We start from the raw sequence: 25,079 nt of genomic DNA, 5'->3' as shown, positions 1-25,079 counted from the left end.
ACAACATATAAAAAACGCTTCTAATTTCTTAGAAGCGTTTTTTTTGATTAAATTTTAGTGTTCAATCTTCTAAATGGTGAAAATTTCACATCATTAATCTTAGCGTTTAGTTAGCTTACTTTTTATCACAAAAAACGCTTTCACAAACACAACCAGTAAATACAACTGTAGATTGTTGTGTTGTAGGTAATGCTCTACCTCCATTTATTATCGTAACATTACTGATTGTTTTTTTCTTAAGCAATAAACTTTTAGTTTTATTATTTTTCATGGTTTTAAAGTTTTAATTAAACATAGTGTAAAATATAAAAACAGATTATGAACCATTTACGGGAAAACCATAATTATTCTAATAGCATTTACAAAAAACTTCTTTTGTGAATTTGACAATACTAAACCCAATAACATACCTATTGCTTTATTATTTTTCGCATTGCAGTTTCCTTATCGCCTTTCAATGCTAACATATACATTCCTGTTTTAAGATTAGAGACATCAATTGTAATTTCTGTAAAAGAAGTAGTTTTCTGATATACAACTCTTCCAGCTAAGTCATATAGTTCAATTGAGGTAATGTTTCTATTATTCGTACTTGAAATGGTTAAATAATCTTGTACAGGATTTGGGTACGTTACTAATGTATTGGTGAGTTCTGTATCGCTTACGCTTAATAGTGAACTATCTACAAACACCCTGGCTATTCCAGTTCCACTATTACTATTTACTGGATTTGTAGCATTAAATGCTCCAATACTAAAAAATGCACCATTATCACTTAAACTTACAGAAGAACCTGCTAAGTCAGCTGCACTATTTGAGTTATTAAAAATTCCCGATACAGGACTCCATGTGTTTCCAGAAGTATTTTCATATAAATATGCTTCTCCAGAACTAGTTCCATTACTATCATTAAAAGGAGCTCCAACAGCTAAGAAATTAGCATCATCACTTAACGCAACTGAACTTCCATATCGATCACTATTACTTTCTCCGGCAATACTAACTATAAACACATATGTACCAGAAGTACCATTATATTTATATATTCTAACAAACCCTGAACCGTTTGCTGGATCACTTGTTTGTGGTGCGCCTGCAACTAAAACACTACCATTATCACTAAGTGCAACTGTAGTTCCTAAAGCAAAATTTTGACCTACAATTGCATCTACAAAAATTTGACTCCAATTTGATGTGTATTCATACACTTTTACTTGTCCAGAGTTTGTTCCGCTAGCACTACCGTTTGCATCTGAAAAAGGAACTCCTATCGCCAAAAATGTACCATCAGCATTGAAGTTTACAGAGTTTCCAAATCGGTCACCATTTACAACGCCACTCATAGTACTTCCCAATTGTGCCCACGATGTACCATTATACTCATACACTCTAACTTCTCCTTTCGCTGTACTAACTCCAGAAGCTGCAACCGCAAGTTTAGTTCCGTCTGCACTTAAGTCTACAGCACTCCCTAACGTATCAAAATCTGCTTGCCCTATAAAGTCTGAACCAAGTTGCGTCCATGTTCCTGCAATGTTTTCATATACACGCGCATATCCTCGTACAGGTCCGTTTATAGTTCCTTGTGGAGCGCCAACAGCAATTATAGATCCGTCAGCACTAATAGCAAGACTACCGCCAAAATTATCTGTTGCATTATCACCAATTATATCATTTCCGACTTGTACCCAACTACCAGTTGTAAACTGATACACTTGTACTTTTCCTGTATCGGAAGTTGTTCCTGTGATACCATCATATCCTATAGAACTTATGATTATAAAATCGCCTGTAGCATTCATTGCAGAATTGCCACCAAATCTGTCACTTGTTAATCCACCAGCATCTGCAATAATATCTCCTTGCAATGCGTATTGAGAAAACCCTAGTATGGGAATCATTAAAATGTAAAAAAGTAATGCTCTTTTCATGAAATTTGTTTTAATAGTTTGTAAAAAATGTAATAATCATATCTGTTTATATGTATTGATATGATACAATCTGACATTGTTTTACAAAACAAGACTAAAATTGATTTCGCGAAAAATTTTGACCGTCTACAAATGGTCTACATATAGCCATAAACGCCTATAAATAGTGAGATATAGTGTTTTCACCCTATTGATTTAGTATTTTTATTACAAGGTGTATAAAAAGTTTTTCAAATCATCTTCTTTGTTAAGCTCAAGCTTTTTCTTGAGTCTGTAACGATGCATTTTTACACTTTTGGGTTCTATGTTTGTTAGAATAGATACTTCTTTGCTCGACAAATTCATACGGATGTATGCGCATGATTTTAAATCATTATTTGTTAGATTAGGAAACTTGGCATTAAGCACTTTGAAGAAGTTAGGATGTACACTATTAAAATGCTTTTGAAACGTTGACCAATTATCGTCTAAATTCAATCCATGTTTTACTAAACCTTCTAGTTCATTAATTACATTAGATTTTGAAATGTCTATATCTTTTAATGTATTTAACTTATTTCCTAAATTCAAGAGTAGTTCATTTTTTTGGAAAGAATTCATTGTTACAGAACTTAGTTCTACTGCTTTTAATTCTAATTCCTTTTTTTGAAGTGCTACTTCCAGGTTAGCAGCTTTCTTTTCTTTTTGAAGTAAATCTTCTTTGAGCTGAAACCCTTTTCGTTTCATCTTATATCTATTAAACAAAAGGAATAACACAATAATCAACACTACAGAAAAAGCAATTGCCCAATTTCTATATAACTTTGAAACAGCTATCTTTTTATCTTTCTGTACCGTTTCTGTTTTTAAGATTTGTATTTCTTTTGCTTTTTTCTCCGCTTCGTATTGTTCTTGATAAAAAGCTACTTTTTCAGACACATCTTTCGTAAACAAACTATCTTTAGTTGTTATGTATGCGTTAAAATTGTCATGTGATAGTTCATACTTCTTAAGCTGAAAATAACTATCTGTTAATCCTCTATGCGCATCTACCCGATATGGTAAAGAACTAGATTTTTCTGCAGCATCTTTTGCTTGAATATAATATTGATTTGCTTTTGCATAATTTTCTCGTTTGTAATGAAATCCGCCTAAATTAATAAACGTCATTGCAGTATTATCTATATCTCCAATACGAACAAATAGATCATTTGCTTTTACATAATACTCAATAGCTTCTTCTATTTTTTCCTCTGAAGCACTTATGTTTCCTAAGTTTGAGTATACACCTGCAAGCCCTCTTTTATCGCCAATTTTTAATGCAAACGCTAAATAATCTTGATAATATGGTTTTGCTTTTGCATAATTGCCTGTTTCATAATAAATAGTTGCGATGTTATTTATGGAACTCGCAATTAATCTTGGATTTTTAATTTCTTTCCGATACTCATAAGATTCTTCCAAGTATGACAATGCTTTATCATAGTCTTCTAAGTTTTTATACAACAAGCCAATTCCATTTAATGCATCTGAAGTTTCTTTTTTCAATTCATTCGCTTTATAAATTGGCAATGCTTTAAAATAGAAATCTAATGCTTTTTGGTATTCACCTTTTTGTCTGTATAATGCTGCCAAATTATTATATGATTTCGCTATCGAAGTAGAATCGTTCACTTTAATGCGATATTCCAATGCTTTCGCATAATTTACCAAACTAGAATCTATGATTCCAAGTCGTTGATACAGAACGCCCATATTATTATGCGCATCTCCTTTTTTCTTAAAGTTATCAGGAGAAATTAATTCGAGAGATTTAGACCAATATACTTTTGTACTATCGTACTTTCTAGTATAAAAATATGCTGTTCCCAAGTTTTTATAGGAATTTATAAGACCAGTGTTATACTTGAGTTTTTCACTTAACGTGATAGCTTCTGGCAGATATTGAAATGCTAATTTGATATTTTTACTAAAATTCTTTCTGCTAATATCATTCAAGAATAACACTTTAGTAGTATCATTTTTCATTTCTTGAAGTTTCAAATTGAGACTATCAACTTGTGCATACATTTGAAATGACAAGAATAAAATAAGTAGCGTAGCTTTTTTCATAGCTGTTGGTTGGTTAGTTTTTGGTGAGTTAGAAGACTACTTTGCAAGGTTTCAAAGAATCATACCGTTATAACGACAAACAAGATACAAAAAACGCCTCTAAATCATTAGAAGCGTTTTTCTCTGTTTAAATTTTATTATTTAATTTTCTGAATCGTTACAATAGCACCAGTTGCATCTCTATCTGCAAGTGTAGAATCACTTTGTGTTACATCGTCAAAAGCAAAACCATAATCATCTCTATCAATAGCGTTTTCATGAATGAATTTTGAATATACATTAAAGCAATCTAATATACTTTTATCAGCTAATGTCATCGTATTTGTATAGAAATTATCTTTATATGTTGTCCAGTTTTTATCCTGAGTCTTGGTTGTTGGTGGCATTAAAAATAAAGTATCATCTTTAATATTTGGATGTGCTAAAAGTCCAACATTAAATGCAGCTCCTAAATTCTTTGCAGGAACAGATTGTGGTGTATTATTTGGTGCAGCAAATAAATCGGCACAACCAAAAACACTTCCTTTTATCTGGCTACTTCCAGATGGTTTACTAAACGAAATAGCTGGAAGTTTTCCTCTTCCGCCCTTTTCCGAGAATACAAATTTATCATTAGATACAACTCCTTCAAAAACAACTCCTTCATAACCTGCATTTGCTTTCGCAATTTCAGACATATCTACTTGAATCGTTTTGTTTTTTCCTTCTGCATAAAAATTCCAAACTGCGTCTACGTAGTTTTGAAAAGAAGACGCATCAAAATCATTATCTATTACAGGATTTGACACCAATGCTTTGTTTGGCGCAATAATTCTTAATACTCCATCACCATTTGGGTTTTGAATAATTTTTGCCCAATTTCCTTTTAGTCCATCACTAAATGACTTAAAAACTTCTTGTCTGTTTTTGGAAAATCCTTTTGGGCCATTTGTCGTTCCATTTGGTAATTTTTCTTGTAATTGTAAAGGAACACAGAAGAAATCAACATTTGTAATATCTATATATGGAAAACCATCTGTTGGCAAAAACGAAATTTCAAACTTGTCATAAATTACATTAAAACTTGGATCTGAAGGATTTCCAATATTTGGTGGCGAAATACGATCTGCAAACTTTAAGGCACTTCCAAAAGAAAGATATACAATTCCCGAATCTATATTAGGCATGTTAATGATTCCGCCTGTAAAGTCACTTAATTTCATAGCCGTAGCCGTATCTGTCCATGCTTTAGAAGTTGCATTGTAAAATTGTTGTTTTTTATTCCCTGAAATAGAAGCATTAATTCCTTTAATCGTAATATGTATTTCTTCATCTGAACCAGAATTATTTACAATTGTAATTGGAAATGGGTTTGGGCTACTCATTATTGATATGGTTTAAAAGTTAGTATGACAAGATAATGTAACAAAACAAGATATGTAAACGTAGTTATACGTAATTACTAAACTTGAAGGAATCTGACACTGTCTTCTCTCCTCAATACTTTTAAAATTTTTAAAAAATCACCCAAATTGGTGATACAAAATCCTCTTTTTATGTGTTTTATAACATATAATCGCTAACTAATTTTGGTGTAATTAATATTCATTAAAATTTAAAATTATGAAACCAATAAATGATTTAATTATTGTTCATTTTCAAGAAGGCTTTTTTGATAATACGAATCAAGACATTAAAAATACAGTAGTAACGACATTGACACCAATGGTTAAAAACGCAATCAAAGCAAATATGAATGTATGTTTCTGGGAAGATGTAACAACCAGCGATCCGACATCTGTTATTGACCTTTCATCTTTCAATAAAAAAGTAAGTCGCGAGGATGCACCTGGTGGAGTGAACGAATCGTACACAGTACATGGAGCAGAAATTACCTTAACTGGCGGTTGGTTTGGCGCTTGTATCAAAAATGCTATCCGAAGTATTATGATTGCGTTCTTTAAAAATCAAAAACTCATTAAAACAGGTGAACTTACCGTACGTATGCCTGCAAAAGCTGTATATGATGAAAATGAATTGTTAGCAGATATCACAGAAGCTAACATTAAACATGATATCGTAGATGCGCTTGAAAGATCTGCTATTTTAAATAGATTAGAAGTAAAAGAAAGAGGTTTACAAGTAAGAATTATTAAAAGCAAAACACAAGAAACCATTTTAGAAAAAATCCTTGTAGAAGTCCCTACCAAGCCAACATTACAAATTTTTGATGTTGTTTTCTTGATTGACTGATAAAACTTTAAAAAAACGCTGTCTAAAAAGTCGAAATTTTGTCAAACCTAACTTGATTCAGAATGACGATTTTTAAAATTTTTCAGACAGCTTCTTTTATTTTATTATAACTTTTGAATTGTCACCACAGCTTTGGCAGCATTTTTATTAGCTAGTGTAGAATCGCTTTGTGTTACATCATCAAAAGCGAATGCATAATCATCTCCATTAATAGCATTTTCATGAATAATAGCTGCATACACATTATAACAATCAATTACCTTATATGTTGGTGGCGTTGTATTTAAATTGATAATTTTAGTATTTGTATAAAAATAAGGCTTATATGTTTTCCAATTTTTGCCTTTTGGTGATAATTTTGTAGTTGACGGCATTAAATATAATGTAGTGTCTGTAATTTTAGGATGTGCCAAAATACCTACATTAAAAGCTGCTCCTAAATTTTTAGCAGGAACGGATTGTGGTGTGTTGTTCGGAGCATCAAATAAATCTGCACAACCAAAAATACTTCTCTTAATTGAATCGCTTCCTACAGGTTTATCAAATTCTATACTAGGTAAAGCAGTTCCTTGAGCATTTTTCCCTGAAAAAACAAATTTTCCATTGATTACCATTCCTTCAAAAACTACATTATTATATCCTGGATTATTTAGTGCTATCTCTGACATATCTATCTTGATTGACTTTCCATTTCCTTGTCCATAATATTGCCATACATAATCTACATAATGTTGAAAATCAGAAGCCTCAAAATTATGTGTATTTGGAGTTTTTTGTACCAGTGCTTTATTGGGTGCTACAACTCGCAACATTTTTGTCTTACCTGTAGCTGTTGTTATTTCTTGTTTAATTTCTTCCCAATTATTATTGATAAGTCCTTTGGTAAAGGCTGTAAAAACTTTTTTCTGACTTTTTTTAAATCCTTTCGGGCCAATGGTAGTAGCGTTAGATAGCATCATTTCTAATTGCAATGGAACACAAAAAAAGTCAACATTTGTAATATCAATATATGGAAAACCATCTTTTGGTAAGAAAGTAATTTCAAACTTATCGTATATTGTATCAAAACTAGGATTGGAAGGATTTGCAAAATCTGGAGGCGTAACTTTATTAAATTGTAGCGGTTTATCAAATGAAAGATATACAATGCCCGATTCTATATATGGAATATACACAATATTCCCTGTTGGATATTTACTTACTGGTAAACTAACTAATTTTGTTGAAACGATAGTATCTACCCATTTTTTATTTGCTAAATCATAAAATTGTTGTTTATAATTATTTGGAATACTTGCGTCCATCCCTTTCACAATGATATATACCGCTTTCGAAGAGCCTGAATTATTTACAATTTTTACAGGAAACGGAACAGGAGATTGAAAAGGTTGTGCTGGTAATGTGGTTAGATTACTTGACATATTATTTATTTTAAAGATTATACGATCCTTAAACGTAAGAAAATCATCTTGTCCATTTTACCGTACAAATACCTGATTTTCAGCGATATCATATAAAAAAGCCATTGGTTTCCCAATGGCTTTAGTCGACTTACTATATTAAATAAACTCTACAGGTTCAAAGAAAAACCAACGCGAACGTTTGTTCCTCTTGTTGTAAATCCTGTAATCTCTGTGTATTCTTCGTTGAAGATGTTAGAAACCGCTAAGAATCCACTTAAACGCTTGCTAAATTTGTGATTTACATTTGCACCGATTAAGCTAAACGATTCTAATGTTACATCCTCAAACGTTGCAAAGTTTGTATCTAAACGATCAGATGTAAACTGATACGATACAGAAGCATTTGTTTTTTGTGTAAATGCATATCCAACGTTTAAGTTGGCTTTGTGCTTTGGTATACGCAATACTTTTACATCTTTCTTTTCAGTAAATGTATAGTTTGCATCAATTGTTAAGTTTTCAATTGGTTTTGCAGCTACTTCAAATTCGAAACCATTTACTTTGAAATCTTGAGAAACATTTTGGTATTCTCCAGCAAATGTTACAAAATCAGTTACTACATAATTAATAAAGTTTTGCTCGTCTCTGTTAAAATATACGGCACTAGCACGTAATTTTTCAGATAACTTTACTTCTACTCCACCTTCTATCGTTGTATTTTCTTCCGGCTCTAAGTTTGGATTTGGTCCAAAGTTTCCAAATAATTGCGATAATGATGGTGCAATAAATGAAGTACTGTATGAAGCAAATGCTTTTATATATCCTTTTTGGAATGGCATACGGTACGATGGGTTCAAGTTGTACGTAAAGTGACTTCCGTATTCACTATGATTGTTCATTCTCGCCCCAGCGTTTACATTCAATCCAAAATCAGAAACATATACAACATTTACATATGGATCTACAATTGAAGACGATTGCTCTTCTGCATATACAGTTTGATTATCAATATAATTTACACCAATAACTGTATAAAATTTATTATTAAAATTGTATTTATTATAAATATCTAAAGCAATTGTTTCTCCTTCAAAATTAGAAGGGAAATTTGATTTAAATGCACGCTCAATTGAAGTATATGCAGCATTTAACGTTACACTACCATTTTTGTACGTATACTTTGGAGCTACTCCAAAACGGTATTGTTCACTTTCACTTTGAAAGTCTGCATCTTCAATAGGAAATGAGTTGTCATAATCACTATTAAACTTATCTAAAGTACCATAAACACTAGCTTCAAAAGCATCAGAAAATTTATAACCAACTTTTACATTAGTGTTAATTCTTGAAAAAGGATCACTTTCTTCTCCAATTACAGCAGATAGTCCATCAGTACTTTGATGTCCAAAACCAACTACATATGTCAATTTATCAACAGTTCCATCAATACGAGCACTGTTAGAAAAATCGTTAATATCATAGTTTGAATCGTCTTGAGATTGGTTAGTTCCGAAAGAACTATTTACAGTCAATGCGATATCATTTTTAGATGCTTTCTTTGTTGTAATATTAATTACAGCAGTTGCAGCACCACTTCCGTATAATGTACTTGAAGCTCCTTTGATAATTTCGATTGATTCAATTCTATCTAAAGAAATTAGACGTAAATCGAAGTCATTTGCAATAGAAGAAGGATCATTTACTTGAATTCCATCAATTAAAATTAATACTTGGCGGTTATTTCCTCCACGTACAAAATAACTAAGGTTTTGTCCAGCGTTACTTCTACTTCCTAAAATTTCAATTCCACTTTTCGTGTTGATTACCTCAGCAACCGATTTTCCTTGACTTCTTGCAATTTCTTCACTAGAGATAGAAATTACAGTTTTTCCAGAGTTTTCACGTTTTAATGCATGACGTGAATCAGAAATTACAACTTCATCAAGTTGTTCGTTTTCATCTTGTTGTTGTGCAAATACCGCAGTACATGCCAAAAACAAGGTACTAATAGATAGTACAGTTTTTTTCATTTGTTTTCGTTTTATGGGAAAAAGTATGGGTATCCATACGCAAACTCTTATCCCGAAAGTTTGACATTTTATTTACGAAACTTGGCAGGTCTCCTGACTTGCAATTTGCTATATACCTTCCCGAATACTCAGTGGTCATGTAGTTATAGCAGCTCATTTTTGAAATGAGGTACTGAACAATGCTCAGCACATGCTTACAGTTGCGGGAACAGTTCAAGAATGAAGGTTTGTTACCTTGTCACTTGATTCCCTTTTAATTCGCACATACTATTGTATGTTTGAAACCAAAATTCGGCGCAAAAATAAACATTCTTTAGAATCTATCTACTAAAAGATGAAATAATATTACTTTTGGAAAAAATTAGCTAAAACCATTTATGCAATCTTTCAAATCTATTTACTGCCTTCTTATCATACTTTGTGTGTTTTCTTTTTCGTGTAAAACCGAGAAAAAAGAAGCTCCAAAAGAACCCTTACCTGTAACACAAGAAGTTACAAAGACAAACGAATCTTTACGACATGCAAAAAAGTTTTCTATTGAAAAAAGTGGCGATATTACTGTAATTACAGTGTTTTCTCCGTGGCCAGATGCTGAACAAAATTATACGTATGCATTACTTCCTAGAGACAAAGCAGCTGCCGTTACACTAGATCGCGATGCATATGATGCAATTGTATTAACACCAATTGAACGTGTTGTCGTAACTTCTACAACACATATTCCAACGTTGGAAATGCTTGGTGTTGAGCATACATTGGTTGGTTTTCCTGATACAGATTATATTTCTTCTGAAAAGACACGTGCGTTAATTGATGCCAAAAAAATAAAAGATATTGGTCAGAACGATCAAATAAATATGGAATTGTTAATTGATTTACAACCAGAATTAGTCATTGGTTTCTCGATCAGTAATTCAAACCCAACGTATAAAAAGATTGAAGAAGTACATATTCCTGTTGTTTATAATGGTGATTGGACAGAAGGAACACCTTTAGGAAGAGCTGAATGGGTAAAATTCTTTGCACCATTTTTTCATAAAGAAGCTAAAGCAACTAAAGTATTTAATTCAATTGAAAAAAATTACACAGAAGCAAAAAAATTAGCATTAAAAGCAACTAAGAAACCAACAGTTTTAGCAGGTGCTATGTATAAAGATATTTGGTATTTGCCTGCTGGCGAAAGTTTTCAGGCACAATATTTAAAAGATGCGAATGCAGATTATATTTGGAAAGACTCAGAAGGAACTGGAAGCTTATCATTAAGTATTGAAAGTGTATTAGATAAAGCCGTAAATGCTGACATTTGGATTGGACCTGGACGTTCTAAAACCTACGAAGACTTAGAAAAAGCAAGTAAAATGTATGCTGAGTTTGCTCCTTTTAAGCATAAAAAAATATATTCTCCCGCAAATACGATCGGGAAAACTGGTGGAACTATGTATTATGAGTTAGCACCAACACGACCAGATATTGTCCTAAAAGATATTATTAAAGCTGTACATCCTGAGATTTTACCAAATTACGAACCTTACTTTTTTAAACCTTTATTGTAGTTGCCAAATCAATCGTCATATCGAATTACATTTATTGTACTTAGCATAGTATTGATCAGTTGTTTTCTGATCAATATTAGTTTGGGTTCAGTTGCAATTCCATTGAAAGGAATTTTTGCAACGTTTACAGGTGGCGAAATTGATAAAGAAACTTGGCGAATTACTATTTTAAGTATTCGTTTACCGAAAGCAGTTGCCGCAATTTTAGTTGGTTTTGGATTGTCATTAAGTGGTTTGTTGATGCAAACATTATTTAGAAATCCGCTTTCGGGTCCTTTCGTATTAGGATTAAGCTCTGGAGCAAGTTTAGGTGTTGCATTATTAATTATGGGCGCATCTGTTTTTGGCGGCTTTTTTGGAACATTATTATTATCAAGTTATAGTTTGGTTATTGCAGCAAGTATTGGAAGTTTTCTCGTATTGCTTACGGTGATGGCTGTTTCTTATCGTGTAAAAGATACCATGTCCATTTTAATTATAGGTTTGATGTTTGGAAGCATTACAGGCGCAATTGTAAGTGTATTGACCTATTTTAGTGATGCGGACGAATTAAAGCAATTTATGATGTGGACACTTGGTTCCTTAGGTGGTTCTAATGCACAAGAATTAAGTATTCTAGCATTTTTAATAACTATTGGAATTGGATTGAGTATTTGGGCAATTAAATCATTAGACGCATTTCTTTTGGGTGAAAATTACGCTAGAAGTTTAGGTGTAAATATTAATAAGTCGCGTATAATTGTTATTATAGCAACAAGTTTAATGGCTGGAAGTTGTACTGCATTTGTTGGACCAATTGCGTTTATTGGTTTGGCAGTTCCGCATATAACACGTTTATTTTTTAATACGACAAATCATCGTATTTTAGTTCCAAGCGTTTGTATGATTGGTGCAATTTTAATGTTGATTTGTGATAGTATAGCACAAGTTCCATTTAGTGAAATTACGCTTCCTATCAATGCAATTACGTCTATTATTGGCGCACCAGTTGTGATTTGGTTGTTGGTTCGTAAACGGAAAATGATTTTTTAATAATAGATCGCTTCGCTTTTGCGATTGTTGAGATTAATTCAAGATTGCTTAAAAAAGTTTTTATGAAGTAAAATTACTTGTTAAAATTTCTATTTCGTTAGTATAAAAGTTCTTGCAATTTCTATATATATGTCACGAAAATTTTCGAAATCTTCAGTTTTATCTGTCCCATTTAGTATATATCCGTTTTTATTTTTCACAAAGTATATCTGAAGAGATGTAAATTTTCCTCTACCTTCTATTGTACATTCATAAATTACAAATCTTGCTTTAATTCCATTTAAATCTATTGACTTTTCTTCAATTAGCTTTAAGTCTGGAAATTTATTTTTGATAGAAGTTAAATTACCTTCATAATATTCTTCTGTCGAATAGTCTTTATTCTGTTTTTTTATACCCAGTGCAAGTTTACCTTCTTTTTTTGTTTGTTTTAACGTATCGGTTTCTAGTGGCCCACCACTTATTAAAGTAAAATTCTGATAATTATCTATAACAGTCCAATTACTTGGAAAACGCATAGAAAAATGATTAGTAGAATCTAAATACTGTTGTGTTAGTTTATATGTATTCGTAATTGGAAGTTTATCTAAATCGATTCCTAAACTTTGTATTTTTTCATTTTTATCCGTGAATGGTTTTAGTTTTATATCGCTCAACCACTTCTCATACATTGCTGATGTTAGTTTCCCTTCTCTTCCTAACTTATTTATTTTCTCAAGTGCTTGATCAATTTTTGTTTCAAGAAGTTCAATTTTCCTATTATATTTTTTTTCAATTTCTGTATTGCTAATCTTTTTTTTATAATCAGCAATTACTAAATCATAATAATAATTCGTTGAATCTAAGTAATTTGTAATTTCCTTTTTAGTTTCGTCAAGGACTAATTTTGATTCCTTACTAATTTGAGAGTTACATGAAGTTGAAATTAATAAAAGTCCAAATAAAAATATTCTACTACTTTTTCGGACAATACTTGAAAAGGAATGCATATTATTAGTTTTTGTATTGCCTAAACTATTAGTTTCTTAACTGAAAACAAAACTTCATCTATACTTTTTAATGTGCTTTATTTTTAGATATTAGATCAAATTATAAACTCAAAACGTCTTTTCGAGTGATTTCATAGCATAGATAATAGCTAACAAAAAATTAAAAATGTAATTTAGCATTAACAAAAATATTTCTATCAACACAACAAACACACATACCGTTTTACAAGCTTCTTCACTTTCTATTGGTTATCAAGATAAGAACAATACAAAAGTGATTGCAGAAGCTATTAATTTTCAAATTTCTAAAGGAAAATTAGTGGCATTGGTTGGTGCAAACGGAATTGGAAAATCTACATTGTTACGAACGTTGGCAAAGATTCAACAACCACTTTCAGGTGAAATTTTATTACAAAATAAGTCGCTTCACACTTTTTCTAGTGGTGAATTAGCGAAAGAAATTGGACTCGTTTTAACAGAGCAATTGCCTTCTAAAAACTTGACTGTCTTGGAATTGATCGCGCTTGGACGCCAACCATATACCAATTGGATTGGAAATCTTTCAAATCATGATCATGCTATTATTCAAAGTGCTTTAAAGAAAACTAACTTACAGGAATTAAAGCATAGAAAATGTTATACATTGAGTGATGGACAATTGCAAAAAGTAATGATTGCACGTGCATTGGCACAAGATACTTCTATGATTATTCTGGATGAACCCACAACACATTTAGATATGTATCACAAAGCGTATGTGTTGAATTTATTGAAAAAATTAGCACACGATACACAAAAAACGATGTTGTTTTCTACGCATGAAATTGATTTGGCTATTCAATTATGTGATGAAATGATTGTAATGCATGACGGAAATGTATTTTCTGGAACACCGTGCCAATTGATTGAACAAGGTATTTTTGAAACCTTGTTTCCAAATGATTTGATCACTTTTGATGCAACTTCAGGGAGTTTTAAAGTGAAAAGTTGAGTCAATTATTCTTGTGAATTCCAGTAATCAATTAAACCTTTCTCTGAGAATATTTTTGTAAAAGATCTACTTCCTTCAAGACTTGAACCACTTCCTCCATGAACTTCTATAGATGTTTCAAAATCTGCATTTATATTATAGTACCATCTTTTCTGAATTAACAATTGATCGCTTGGAATTTTTTCAATTTCGCCAATCATTTGTACTGTATCTACCATAACGACCTTCAATCGAGCTAGCATTTTTTTCTGCTGTTCTTCTGCATATTTGTCATACGCTTCTGTATTTGCCATATCTTTTAGCATATTTGACATACTCAAAGGCGAGCTAGATTCATAAGTTTCAGTAAGCAAGTAGTATGGTTTTCCTGTTACATTTAATAACAAACCTTTTTGAGTTTCTTCTCTCTTTACATCAACTAAAGTATCTACAAGCACTTTATTTTGATAAATAGATTTTATTTTATTTTCGCCGTAATTGTGTAATAGTGTTTTTGATTCATTCGGTTGTAATACATAAATTTCTTCATTAATATGTATTTCTAGTTCATCCGCTAATTGATTGTGTGTTTGTAATTGCTTTCCCTTATTACATGAATACATGCTTATAATACAAAGGAACAGTAATAGTTTATAAAATTTCATTCGGTTGTTTTGTGAGATAGTAAATATAAAAATTTCTATTAATATGAAAAGAAAAAGCGCCTTATCGAGAGATAAGGCGCTTTTATAAAACTAACCAACCAAAATGTAATGCGACTCTCTTTACTCAAGTAACCAGCTCTATGTACTGTCATCATCGTAATACACATTATATAAGACAACTTCCGTGCCAAAATGTTACAGTTATTCTTAAAAAAATCGTGAAACTGTTAAATAATATGTAAAGAATTGTGAAAATTTTCAAATTTGTAAATTCTACTATCGGGCGGAATTAGTTCAACTTACAACTTTGATTACGCCTTTCAGGTTTTTCAAAGTTGAGTTTCACTAATAAAAAAAACACTTCACAAGCGTGAAGTGTTTTTTTACTAAACTAACCAACCAAAATGTACTATGACTCTCTTTACGCAAGTAACCAGCTCTTTGTACTGTCATTATCATAATACACTTTATATAAAACAACTTCCGTGCCAACATATTGTATGAAACCTTAAAAAGAATTGCTTTTTTTGTTAAATAAAAGTTAGAAAAATCTTTAAATAGGTATAAGCACTAAAAATTGCTCTAAAAAAAATTCCGCTATGTAGCAGAATTAGTTCAACTTACACTATTAATTGTATCCTTCTGACTTTTCAATAGTGAGTTTTACCAACAAAAAAACGCTTCACAAGCGTGAAACGTTTTTTTACTAAACTAACCAACCAAAATGTAGTATGACTCTCTTTACGCAAGTAACCAACTCTTTGTACTGTCATTATCATAATACATTTTATATAATTCAACTTCCGTGCCAAAAATGACATTGAACTATTAAACTTTAGCCAATGTTTTATAATTATATTTAGGTTAGAAAGCTATTTTGTCTAAAATGGGCAGGCATATTATTTGAAACAAAGTGTATCGTTAATACGACTGACTATTCAGCACAGTTAATAACTGAATTTGTACATGTTCTAAGGTCTGAATACTGGCATGTATGTACAACTGATTCTTGTTGACATGCTTTTTTAGAACCACATGCATTTCCACTAATTCCTCCATTAATTTCTTGTACATTGAAATTAGAGATCATTCGTTTTTTAAGTGATAATGATTTAAAGTTTTGTTTTTTCATAATATTTAAATTTTAGTTAATACTTCAAAAGTATTATTAGAAGAAGACAAAATATCTAGTTTTTAAACCTTTGTGATGATGGGATATGTTAATAGTGATCAATGAAAATGATGTGTGATAAAACCAATTAATTTAGGGATAAAACTATTTTTCTCAATTGATTATAATTTACTTGACAGTATCATAAAAGAAAAAACGCTTCACAAGCGTGAAACGTTTTTTTTACTAAACTAACCAACCAAAATTGTACTATGACTCTCTTTACGCAAGTAACCAGCTCTTTGTAATGTCATCATCATAATACAAATACTATAATTCAACTTCCGCGCCAAAACCATCACAGAATTATTAAAAATTTTATAAAATGATTCTATTTCTTGAAGTGAACTGATTCGATTATTGATTGATTTAAATACTATTTCGTTTAAAAACAGCAATACTATCTTATAGATTTAAACGAAATATATAGTTGATTTGTATTTCTAACCGTCACAAACAACACAAGAGTAATAGTTACATGTTCTTTGAATTGTTACAGGCTCACACTTCAAAGATTGTGGACAAGCAACTTCTGTGGCGCATTCATTATTTGCCCATGTTATTCTTCCACCTATAATTGTAGTGTCATTAAAATTAGAAATTGACTTCTTGTTTAATTTTAGTGATTTAAGATTTTGTTTTTTCATGATTTAAAAGTTTTAAATAAAAAAATGCAAACCGAAATCCACATTTTCTTTTAAGGTTTAAATAATTATTTTTCACTAAAACGTAGCAAGTGTACATGTTCTACGATCTGAATAAGCACACGTATGAACGACTGTGTGGAATCCACAAGACTTAGAAGGTCCGCATGCTGTTCCGCTGATTCCTCCATTAATTTCTCCTTGATCGAAATTGGAGATTGTGTTTCTCTTCAATGATAATGTTTTAAAGGTCTGTTTTTTCATAATTTAAAATTTCAGTTATTACTATGATTAATGCTTTCAAAAGTATACATCTGAAAAAATAAAATGCACTATTTTAAAGGCTTCGGGATGGATGCCTATATAAATAGTGACGATTAAATAATGAAGTGGGATGGAATAATAATAATTAGGGATATAATTATTTTGTCTAAAAAATTAATTTAGTCAATTGATCAACATATGAATTGCTCACAGGTAATTTTTCGCCATTAATAGTTACTTCTTTACTATTCTTTTCGGCTACTTTATCTATTCTAATAATATACGAACGATGAATTCTTAAATATTCTAATGGATCTGGAGTCAGTTGTATAAATTCTCCTATTTTATTTCGGATTATATAATTCTTCGTTTCGGTTACTATTTCTATGTAATTTGCTGAAGATTTTACATATAATATGGTATTCGTTTTGATTCTGATCTCTTTCCCCGATTCTTTGAATGAAATGTATTTTTCTTTATGCTTGATTTTTTTAACAAGTAATCGCAGCAATTCCCTAATAATATGTCTATTGTAGGAAAGGATTCTATATTTAAAAAATAGATATATCAGCAATAACCCTGATACTATTACAGAAATGACAAACCAACCTTGTTTCCAAAATGGAGCCTTTATACAAATAGGAATTTCTAAGAATGTTAGATTTTCACTTTTCTCAGAAGTAGTTGCGGCAATTTTTAATGTATAGTTTCCGTATGGCAATGCTGGATATAATATTTGTCTGTGTTTTGTATAAGACCATTTTGTATCTAATCCTTCTATTTTGTATTTATAGACCAATTCGCCAGATTCCCTAAAAGAAATTCCTTCTACCAAAAATTCTATTCTATTTTCTTGATACGAAAGGGTTTTTAATTTTTCTACATCGACAGCTATATCATTCACATATGATTCTTTTATTTGAAGGTAATATGAGCTTGCCTCCTTTTTTTTATCGAATAAACTTTTCGGAGCGTATATAAGTCCATTTCTAGAAGCAATCCAGACAGTATCATTGATAGCTTCTACATCGATTATTCCATCATTTAGTAAACCGTTAGAACTCTTTAATCCTGTTACTTCAAAAGTTTCATCAGTTGTGAATTTTATTTTATTCAATCCAGAATTAGTACATACCCATAATTCATTTTCATTTTCAAGATAAAGTTCATTTATAATATCATTAGACAATCCGTCTTCTTTCGTTATCGTGCTAACTTTTTCCGCCTTTTTATCATATATAATAACTCCAGCGCCTAAAGTTGCAAAATAGATTTCTTTTCGTTTTTTATTGATATCTATGTCATCTACTCTATTTTTAAATAGCGGATTTAGTTTTTCTAGAGAAGTTGTTTCTTCATTTTCAAAAACATGTACTCCAGAAGCTGTTCCTAAATAAATTTCAGTATTCCAAAAACAAGCATCATGAACTCTAAATGGTACATTATGATGCACTGTTCTTTTTTTGTTAATGACTGTAAAAATAGAGTTTTGAGAAATCAAAAGCCCTTCTTTTGTTGGTTCTGATAACTTTAGTGTAAAAGTAGTTAATGAATTTTTCAGGTTTTCCTTTACATTATTATTCTCTTTACGAAAAAATACAGCTCCCGAATTGATATATAAATGATTATAAATAGAATCAAACTCTACAAATGCTCTAAAATTATTATCTGACTTGTATTCAACAGAAAGCTTTTTCTGAGTATCTAATTTTAATACATCTCCCGTATCATATCCTATATATAATTCATTGTCTTTGTTTTTCGTTAATGAATTTATAGGAGCATTTATGGCTGTAGGAACAAACTTTATTGTTGGTTCTTTACTATAGAAAACTCCTGAATTTAATGTTGAAAACCAATAACCGCCTTCATTATCAATTAAAAAGTCGGTAACTGATTCCCTTTCTAAAAAACGTTCTGTAATGTTTCCATCTATGTCTGCAATAACTCCACCTCCAAACTTATACCCTATAAAAAAATGAGTATCGTCAATTGCTTTTAAGACTATAGGCATTTTAGGTGTTTTTATCCTTGTAATAATTTCCCCTTTAGTATTAACTACTGACACAGCATGATCAGCTTTAAACACCATATGTTTATTGCCTTTTAATGTAATGGCTACATGATTACTTCCACTTTCTACTTTAAATGTTACAGTATTCTTATCATTTATAATAGTATCTTTTGTCCAATAAAAAAAAGATTCATTATTACTTTTTATCTCTAACTTCAACCAACGAGCTCCTTCTTTATTCAGTATTTCTTTTTTAGGTTCTTCAAGAATTTTCCCTTCTTTAGAAATAATTAATTTACCGAGCATAAAATTACAACTAAGGTGTAAATTATCTTGATCGTCTATATAAAAACTAGTGATCTGCTGCGTAGGTTTTAATACTCTTTCAAGTATCTTATTATACCTATAAGGCGTAAATCCATTAAAATTTTCATTAAAATAGAATATCTGACGATCCAAAGTAGTGCAATATATAGTACCATCTTCTTGTGGATAAAAGTCTAAAACAGCTGGATTTAAAATACCATCTTTAACACCATATGTTTTAAATTCATATCCATTATAATTTGCTAATCCTCTATCAGTAGCAAACCAAATGACACCATTTTTATTTTGATGAAGATAATATACTTCCAAACTTGGCAATCCTTCATTCGTTCCAAATTCTTCATATATATAATTTTGAGAAAACGAAAATTGACATATCCATAAAAGGATAAAGAGAATATATTTTGAATTCATATTTTTTAATGATGGTGAAGTGTGTTTTTAGTCGGAATAGCTAATATAATAAAGATTTTGAATGTAAAGATCTTCTTGTATTATAAGTCATGTATGTATAAAATAGTCTCATATAAAAAAACACTTCACAAGCGTGAAGTGTTTTTTTAAACTAACCAACCAAAATTTGTAATGCGACTCTCTTTAATTCGAGTAACCAGCTCTGTCTAATGTCCTCACCGCGTTACGTTATAGTATAAAACAAGTATCGTGCCAAAAATAAATTCTTGTATGTTTTTTGTTTGAATTAGAATTCGATATTTTTAAGGATTAATACATTATTCTTGAAAAAAATACTAGAAACCGAACGTCTTGTGTTACGCGAATTTACAGTTGAAGATGCAGCTTTTGTTTTACAGCTTGTCAATTCGCCTTCATGGCTAGAATTTATTGGAGATCGTGATATAAAAACGATAGAAACTGCAACGCTTTACATTAAAAATGATTTAATGCAAAGCTACGAGCTAAATTATTTTGGATTGTGGTTAGTTTCATTGAAAGATACAGGAATTCCTATTGGCATGTGTGGTTTGGTTAATAGAGATTATCTTGAAAATATTGATATCGGTTTTGCACTTTTACCAAAGTATAAACGAAAAGGATATATGTACGAAGCCGCAAATGCAACAATGAATTATGGAAAAAAGGTATTTGGCATTGATAAAATAATAGCAATTACAGATACTAAAAATGTTGCTTCTATTGGATTACTTAATAAAATTGGATTACAGTTTGAAAAAGAATTACAATTATCAAAAAATGATACAGTTTTATTATTTTCATAATTTATAAATATATAAGATGCATCCACAACTAAAAAAAGGAATTTATATAAGTCTAGTAGTGTATAGTGTCATTTTATTAATAACGCTGATATTATATCTAAAAATTCCTCGTCAAACTCATGCTCCGGCGATTTATTTCTTAATTCTAATTGGATTGTTTTATGTATCAGTTGCATGGGCTTTTATAAGCCTAATTTTGATTGTTTTCAAAAAAACGAGAATGCTTGGTTTAGGAATGCTTTCTATAAATAGTATATATATTATTTTCTGCCTGACTTGGGTTTTTATTTTCAATTTAAACCATTAAAAAATTATATTTCTAAACCTTTAACGAAAAACTCTTTAGGTAAATACTGTTCACTAAATTTTTGTTGAAAATAATTAAACCACATTATTTTATATAAAACCTCAAGTACTATTTTCTTTTTCTCCCCATTCAAGTAAAATAAAATCTTGGATGTTTTTTGTTTGAATTAGAATTCGATATTTTTAAAGATTAATACACTATTCTTGAAAAAAATACTTTAAACATACAAAAAATCGTTGCTATTACTGATACTAAAATGTTGCTTCCATTGGATTACAGTTTGAAAAAGAATTGCAACTATCCGAAGATGATACAGTTTTATTATTTTCATAATTCATAAATACAAAAAATGCATCCACAATTCAAAAAAGGGCTTTTAATAACATTACTTGTCCAAACAAGTATCTTTTTAATTTATTCATGGTATACTAATACAAATGTACTTGCATTACAGAGTATGATTCTTATTATTTTATTTTTTATATCGCTTATTTTGACATTCATAAATGTATTCAATTTAGGGTTTGATAAAACACGAAAACTACATCTAGGAATGCTTTATATAAATAGTATCTACACTATTATTTACTTGATTTTAATTTTTATTCTATTTCAAGAATTGAATACTTGATGACTTGTACTATTTTAAAATGGAATACTATCTTTACACAAAATCTAATTCATGTCAGAAATCGTTATCTATATTATCCTTATTGTAGTGTTTTTAGCTGTTGGTATTTTCTTGGGAATGTACATCGGAAATCTTAAAACAAAAGCACAGCAAGAAGGTTTACACGAACGTAATCGTCAATTGCAATCGCAGTTTGATAATTTGAAACAATCCGCTATCGCTGAAACTACAAAACAAAACGAGTCGTTTCAACAACAAGTGAATGATGTAAAAAACAATCTGACAAAAACCGAACAAGAACGTGAAGAAATTCGTCGTGAAAAAGATTTCTTGAATGTAGAATTGGCAAGAAAGAATTCTGAGTTTGAAAATCTACAAAAACAAAACATAGAACGCGATGAAGCCTTAAAAACGCAACAAGAACAACTTCGTAAAGATTTTGAATTGTTAGCCAATAAAATTCTTGAAGAAAAATCATCCAAATTTACAGAGCAAAACAAAGAGAATATTAAAAACATATTGACGCCACTTCAAGAGAAAATTCAACATTTTGAAAAGAAAGTTGAAGACAGTCAAAAAGAAAACATTAGTATTCATTCCGCTTTGCGCGAAAAACTTTCAGAGTTGAGCAAAGCCAATCTACAAATCAGTCAAGAAGCTATTAACTTAACCAAAGCGTTGAAAGGTGATAGCAAAATGCAAGGAAATTGGGGCGAATTGGTCTTAGAACGTGTTTTGGAAAAAAGTGGCTTGGAGAAAGATCGTGAATATGTTGTGCAACAAAATTTTACCCGTGAAGACGGTTCGCGTGTATTGCCCGATGTAATTATCAATTTGCCAAATAACAAGAAAATGGTGATTGATGCCAAGGTTTCATTAACGGCTTATGAGCGATATGTAAACAGTGAAGATGAAGAAAGAGAAGTAAATCTTAAAGAACATTTAACGTCTATAAAACGTCATGTAGATCAACTTTCTGCTAAGAAGTATGAAGATTTATATGAAATGGAAAGTCCTGATTTTGTATTGATGTTTGTTCCGATAGAACCAGCTTTTGCTATTGCAATTAATTCAGATAATACTCTATACAATAAAGCTTTTGAGCAGAATATTGTCATTGTAACACCGACAACACTTTTAGCTACATTACGAACTATTGATACGATGTGGAATAATGAAAAGCAACAACGAAATGCAATTGAAATTGCGCGACAAGCTGGAGCATTGTATGATAAGTTTGAAGGATTTATGGGCGATTTAATCGGGATTGGAAAAAAGATTGATGCTACAAAATCTGATTATTCTGCGGCAATGAACAAACTTTTTGAAGGTCGTGGAAATATTATCAAAAGCCTTGAAAAGATTAAGAAAATGGGCGCAAAAGCAAAAAAATCACTTCCTGAGGCAATCGTTAAACGTGCAGAAAACGATACAGAAGTAAATCAAGATGAAGAACCGAGAAGACTTCTCTAATTTTCAGTTTTCAGTTTTCAGTTTTCAGTTTGTAAAAAATGTCATTTCGAGTGAAATTCGATAGAATTTTGTATCGAGAAATACTCGTTGTATAATACATTTTTATTTTCACAATACTTCTCAATACATTTTTTCTACATTACATTACGAAAAATCACTCGAAGTGACGTAAAAGATATTAATCACCAAAGTGAATAATATAAAAGCAAAACAATCAAAAAAACACCTTATCTGCGAGTTTGATAAGGTGCTTTTGTAACGCTGCCATTCATTTGGTAATGACTTCATATTATACCTGACTTACGGTAATTGAAACAGCATTTCCTAAATCTAAATCTTTGTTTACCTCAACTTTTTCAAGGATTTCTAATAATTTTTTATCTTTTTTCCATTCTCCATTTACTAAGGTTTGTACATCATACATTGCGCCATCAGTTGCAAATTTGATTTTTAATCCTTTGTAGTGAAAATCATATTTTTCCATTGTAGAAGCATAGTTGTCTTGGAACCAAAGTTCAGCTTCTCTAGCTTCTTTTGTTAATTGTTCTGGTGTTCTAGCTCTTCTCTTTTTTGCTGCAACTGATTTTTCTAATGCAAGTTTTAATTCTTCTGCTGCTTGTGTCAAGCTATCATTTAATCGTTGTTCAGCCTGTGCTTCCGCTAATTTTACATAATCCATTGTTTGTGCAATTGCAATACATTCTTCTAATGCTTTTGCTTCAAATTCGCTTGTTGTTTGTGTTGCTACAGGAATTGTTGTTTCAACTGCTGCTACTTCTTCTTGTGTTACTTGTGTTGCTTCTCTTGATGAAAAATTACATGCTGTAAATGCTAATGTTACTAATCCTAAAGTTGTGAATACGGTACGTTTCATAATTGTTGTTTTTAAGTGTTATACTTTATTTATAGTTCAAATATGCGACGAAACGCTGGTACAATTTGGGTAGCTTTAGTATTCGTTATGAATGATCTAGAATTCGTTATAAAAAGATCAATTTGATCATCTTTTTTATAAATTACAATTCAAGAAAACATAACGAAACCCCTGAAGTTAAACACTTTCAAGGGTTTTATTTTATTTACACAAACTATTAAATTTGTGTTTTTTAAAGTTTCGTATAACTTACTCCTTTAATATTTATTGGTAAATATTCTTTTTGATTTGATTTCATCAAAGGTTGCATCACACATAAAACCGTCGTTTTTCCTTTAACACTTAATGTGTTTCCTCTAACTTTTGTCAACCATCTAAATTTCTCTATTGGAATATTAAATTCTTTGATCACATTTACTAAATCGTCACTTTCCAAAATCCAATCCATGATTTCTTGTTTGTTGTTAAAATCTGGAATATCTGCTTTGTCTTCAAATTCAAATTCCCATTCCACAGGAATATTGAAACGATAGGTATACATTTCTCCTTGCAATTGCTCTGTTCTTGTTTTTAGAACTGTTTCCCAATCTGCTTTTATAGTTGGATAATTCTGTTTAAACTCACTTGCCAGCGTTCTTGGTCCAGGCGAATGTGCTGTTGGATAGTAGCCATAATACGTTTTTGCCAAATAATGATCAGCGTATTTCCCACCAAATACATTAAAGTATTCAGAAGCATATATCTTTACAGAAGTATCATGTGTAAACGCTCTTTTTAAGCTTGCTAACAAGGTTTTGTTCTTTCCCAATCCACATGAATGGAATATGATTTTAGTCTGTTGAGAAACAATATTTGATGCTAACGGAATGATTTCTTTGTTGAGTAATGCTTCTTGCAATGTAGCTTCCGTAACACGTTCGCCTTCACTGGACGTTTTCATCGACAAACCACGCCAAGGATTGCTATGACTTACAATATGAATATCTCCATACATAGAACTATCATAATGCAATCGAATCCAATTGAGGATTTCGGCAAACGCTTGCACATCATCAATTAACTGATAATGTGCATTGCTAAAGTAGTTTTTTGCGTTTGTATAATACGTATTATTACCTTCATCAAATCCGGCTATGAATACAATTGCTTGTTTTTGCTGAACTTCTGTTTCAACCTTATGATTTCTTGCGAAAGCAATTATTGAAAAAAAACAGAAAAGAATGATTGTGTATATTTTCAT

The 25,079-nt window shown here is 30.8% G+C and carries 20 protein-coding genes and 1 riboswitch; of the genes, 6 read left to right on the top strand and 14 right to left on the bottom strand.

Features of this window, described 5'->3' with window-relative positions:
* Positions 1-115 precede the first annotated feature (115 nt).
* The 4 genes from ACUUYC_RS16110 to ACUUYC_RS16095 all read right to left on the bottom strand — a co-directional run bounded on the left by ACUUYC_RS16110 (position 116) and on the right by ACUUYC_RS16095 (position 5,386).
* Complete coding sequence (locus ACUUYC_RS16110) at positions 116-271, bottom strand: hypothetical protein (protein WP_474267531.1); 156 nt, start codon at positions 269-271, stop codon at positions 116-118.
* Positions 272-410: 139 nt separating this feature from the next.
* Complete coding sequence (locus ACUUYC_RS16105) at positions 411-1,931, bottom strand: T9SS type A sorting domain-containing protein (protein WP_474267528.1); 1,521 nt, start codon at positions 1,929-1,931, stop codon at positions 411-413.
* 207 nt (positions 1,932-2,138) lie between these two features.
* Complete coding sequence (locus ACUUYC_RS16100) at positions 2,139-4,022, bottom strand: tetratricopeptide repeat protein (RefSeq protein WP_474267526.1); 1,884 nt, start codon at positions 4,020-4,022, stop codon at positions 2,139-2,141.
* Positions 4,023-4,159: 137 nt separating this feature from the next.
* Complete coding sequence (locus ACUUYC_RS16095; RefSeq protein ID WP_474267523.1) at positions 4,160-5,386, bottom strand: beta-1,3-glucanase family protein; 1,227 nt, start codon at positions 5,384-5,386, stop codon at positions 4,160-4,162.
* Positions 5,387-5,624: 238 nt separating this feature from the next.
* Between ACUUYC_RS16095 and ACUUYC_RS16090 the strand changes: the two genes are divergently transcribed.
* Complete coding sequence (locus tag ACUUYC_RS16090; RefSeq protein WP_474267521.1) at positions 5,625-6,254, top strand: hypothetical protein; 630 nt, start codon at positions 5,625-5,627, stop codon at positions 6,252-6,254.
* A gap of 104 nt (positions 6,255-6,358) precedes the next feature.
* On the opposite strand, the gene ACUUYC_RS16085 is transcribed toward ACUUYC_RS16090, so the two are convergent.
* Both ACUUYC_RS16085 and ACUUYC_RS16080 read right to left on the bottom strand, forming a co-directional pair.
* Positions 6,359-7,675 (bottom strand): beta-1,3-glucanase family protein, encoded by a 1,317-nt coding sequence (locus ACUUYC_RS16085; RefSeq protein WP_474267519.1) that lies wholly within the window; start codon positions 7,673-7,675, stop codon positions 6,359-6,361.
* Positions 7,676-7,824: 149 nt separating this feature from the next.
* Entirely contained in the window at positions 7,825-9,687 is a 1,863-nt protein-coding gene (locus tag ACUUYC_RS16080) for a TonB-dependent receptor plug domain-containing protein (protein ID WP_474267516.1), read from the bottom strand.
* Positions 9,688-9,753: 66 nt separating this feature from the next.
* Positions 9,754-9,991, bottom strand: a riboswitch (cobalamin riboswitch).
* Between the two features lie 73 nt (positions 9,992-10,064).
* Between ACUUYC_RS16080 and ACUUYC_RS16075 the strand changes: the two genes are divergently transcribed.
* Both ACUUYC_RS16075 and ACUUYC_RS16070 read left to right on the top strand, forming a co-directional pair.
* On the top strand, positions 10,065-11,240 hold the full coding sequence (locus tag ACUUYC_RS16075; RefSeq protein WP_474267514.1) for an ABC transporter substrate-binding protein: 1,176 nt from the start codon (positions 10,065-10,067) through the stop codon (positions 11,238-11,240).
* Positions 11,241-12,272: a FecCD family ABC transporter permease gene (locus tag ACUUYC_RS16070; protein ID WP_474267512.1), complete on the top strand. Its 1,032-nt coding sequence runs from the start codon at positions 11,241-11,243 to the stop codon at positions 12,270-12,272.
* Positions 12,273-12,361: 89 nt separating this feature from the next.
* Here ACUUYC_RS16070 and ACUUYC_RS16065 read toward each other — a convergent pair whose 3' ends face one another.
* Positions 12,362-13,261 (bottom strand): hypothetical protein, encoded by a 900-nt coding sequence (locus ACUUYC_RS16065; RefSeq protein ID WP_474267510.1) that lies wholly within the window; start codon positions 13,259-13,261, stop codon positions 12,362-12,364.
* Positions 13,262-13,457: 196 nt separating this feature from the next.
* On the opposite strand from ACUUYC_RS16065, the gene ACUUYC_RS16060 reads away from it, so the two are divergent.
* Positions 13,458-14,252, top strand: a complete 795-nt coding sequence (locus ACUUYC_RS16060; protein WP_474268507.1) for an ABC transporter ATP-binding protein — start codon at positions 13,458-13,460, stop codon at positions 14,250-14,252.
* Positions 14,253-14,257: 5 nt separating this feature from the next.
* Here ACUUYC_RS16060 and ACUUYC_RS16055 read toward each other — a convergent pair whose 3' ends face one another.
* From ACUUYC_RS16055 to ACUUYC_RS16035, 5 genes are all read right to left on the bottom strand, one after another.
* Entirely contained in the window at positions 14,258-14,896 is a 639-nt protein-coding gene (locus tag ACUUYC_RS16055; protein ID WP_474267508.1) for a hypothetical protein, read from the bottom strand.
* A gap of 934 nt (positions 14,897-15,830) precedes the next feature.
* On the bottom strand, positions 15,831-16,028 hold the full coding sequence (locus ACUUYC_RS16050) for a hypothetical protein (protein ID WP_474267506.1): 198 nt from the start codon (positions 16,026-16,028) through the stop codon (positions 15,831-15,833).
* Between the two features lie 482 nt (positions 16,029-16,510).
* Positions 16,511-16,714, bottom strand: a complete 204-nt coding sequence (locus ACUUYC_RS16045) for a hypothetical protein (protein WP_474267504.1) — start codon at positions 16,712-16,714, stop codon at positions 16,511-16,513.
* Between the two features lie 75 nt (positions 16,715-16,789).
* Positions 16,790-16,975 carry a hypothetical protein gene (locus tag ACUUYC_RS16040; protein ID WP_474267502.1) on the bottom strand — a complete coding sequence of 62 codons (186 nt, stop codon included), beginning with the start codon at positions 16,973-16,975 and terminating at the stop codon, positions 16,790-16,792.
* Positions 16,976-17,141: 166 nt separating this feature from the next.
* Positions 17,142-19,730, bottom strand: coding sequence for a ligand-binding sensor domain-containing protein (locus ACUUYC_RS16035; RefSeq protein ID WP_474267500.1), 2,589 nt, complete (start codon positions 19,728-19,730; stop codon positions 17,142-17,144).
* A 323-nt stretch (positions 19,731-20,053) separates the two neighbouring features.
* On the opposite strand from ACUUYC_RS16035, the gene ACUUYC_RS16030 reads away from it, so the two are divergent.
* Both ACUUYC_RS16030 and ACUUYC_RS16025 read left to right on the top strand, forming a co-directional pair.
* Positions 20,054-20,554, top strand: a complete 501-nt coding sequence (locus tag ACUUYC_RS16030; RefSeq protein ID WP_474267498.1) for a GNAT family N-acetyltransferase — start codon at positions 20,054-20,056, stop codon at positions 20,552-20,554.
* Positions 20,555-21,543: 989 nt separating this feature from the next.
* Complete coding sequence (locus tag ACUUYC_RS16025) at positions 21,544-22,965, top strand: DNA recombination protein RmuC (protein ID WP_474267495.1); 1,422 nt, start codon at positions 21,544-21,546, stop codon at positions 22,963-22,965.
* A 289-nt stretch (positions 22,966-23,254) separates the two neighbouring features.
* Here the strand turns inward: ACUUYC_RS16025 and ACUUYC_RS16020 are convergent, their stop codons facing one another.
* Both ACUUYC_RS16020 and ACUUYC_RS16015 read right to left on the bottom strand, forming a co-directional pair.
* Entirely contained in the window at positions 23,255-23,839 is a 585-nt protein-coding gene (locus tag ACUUYC_RS16020) for a hypothetical protein (protein WP_474267493.1), read from the bottom strand.
* A 232-nt stretch (positions 23,840-24,071) separates the two neighbouring features.
* Complete coding sequence (locus ACUUYC_RS16015; protein WP_474267490.1) at positions 24,072-25,079, bottom strand: hypothetical protein; 1,008 nt, start codon at positions 25,077-25,079, stop codon at positions 24,072-24,074.

The sequence above is a fragment of the Kordia sp. E genome, from assembly GCF_056033805.1.
This window is presented reverse-complemented; position numbering and strand designations above follow the sequence as displayed.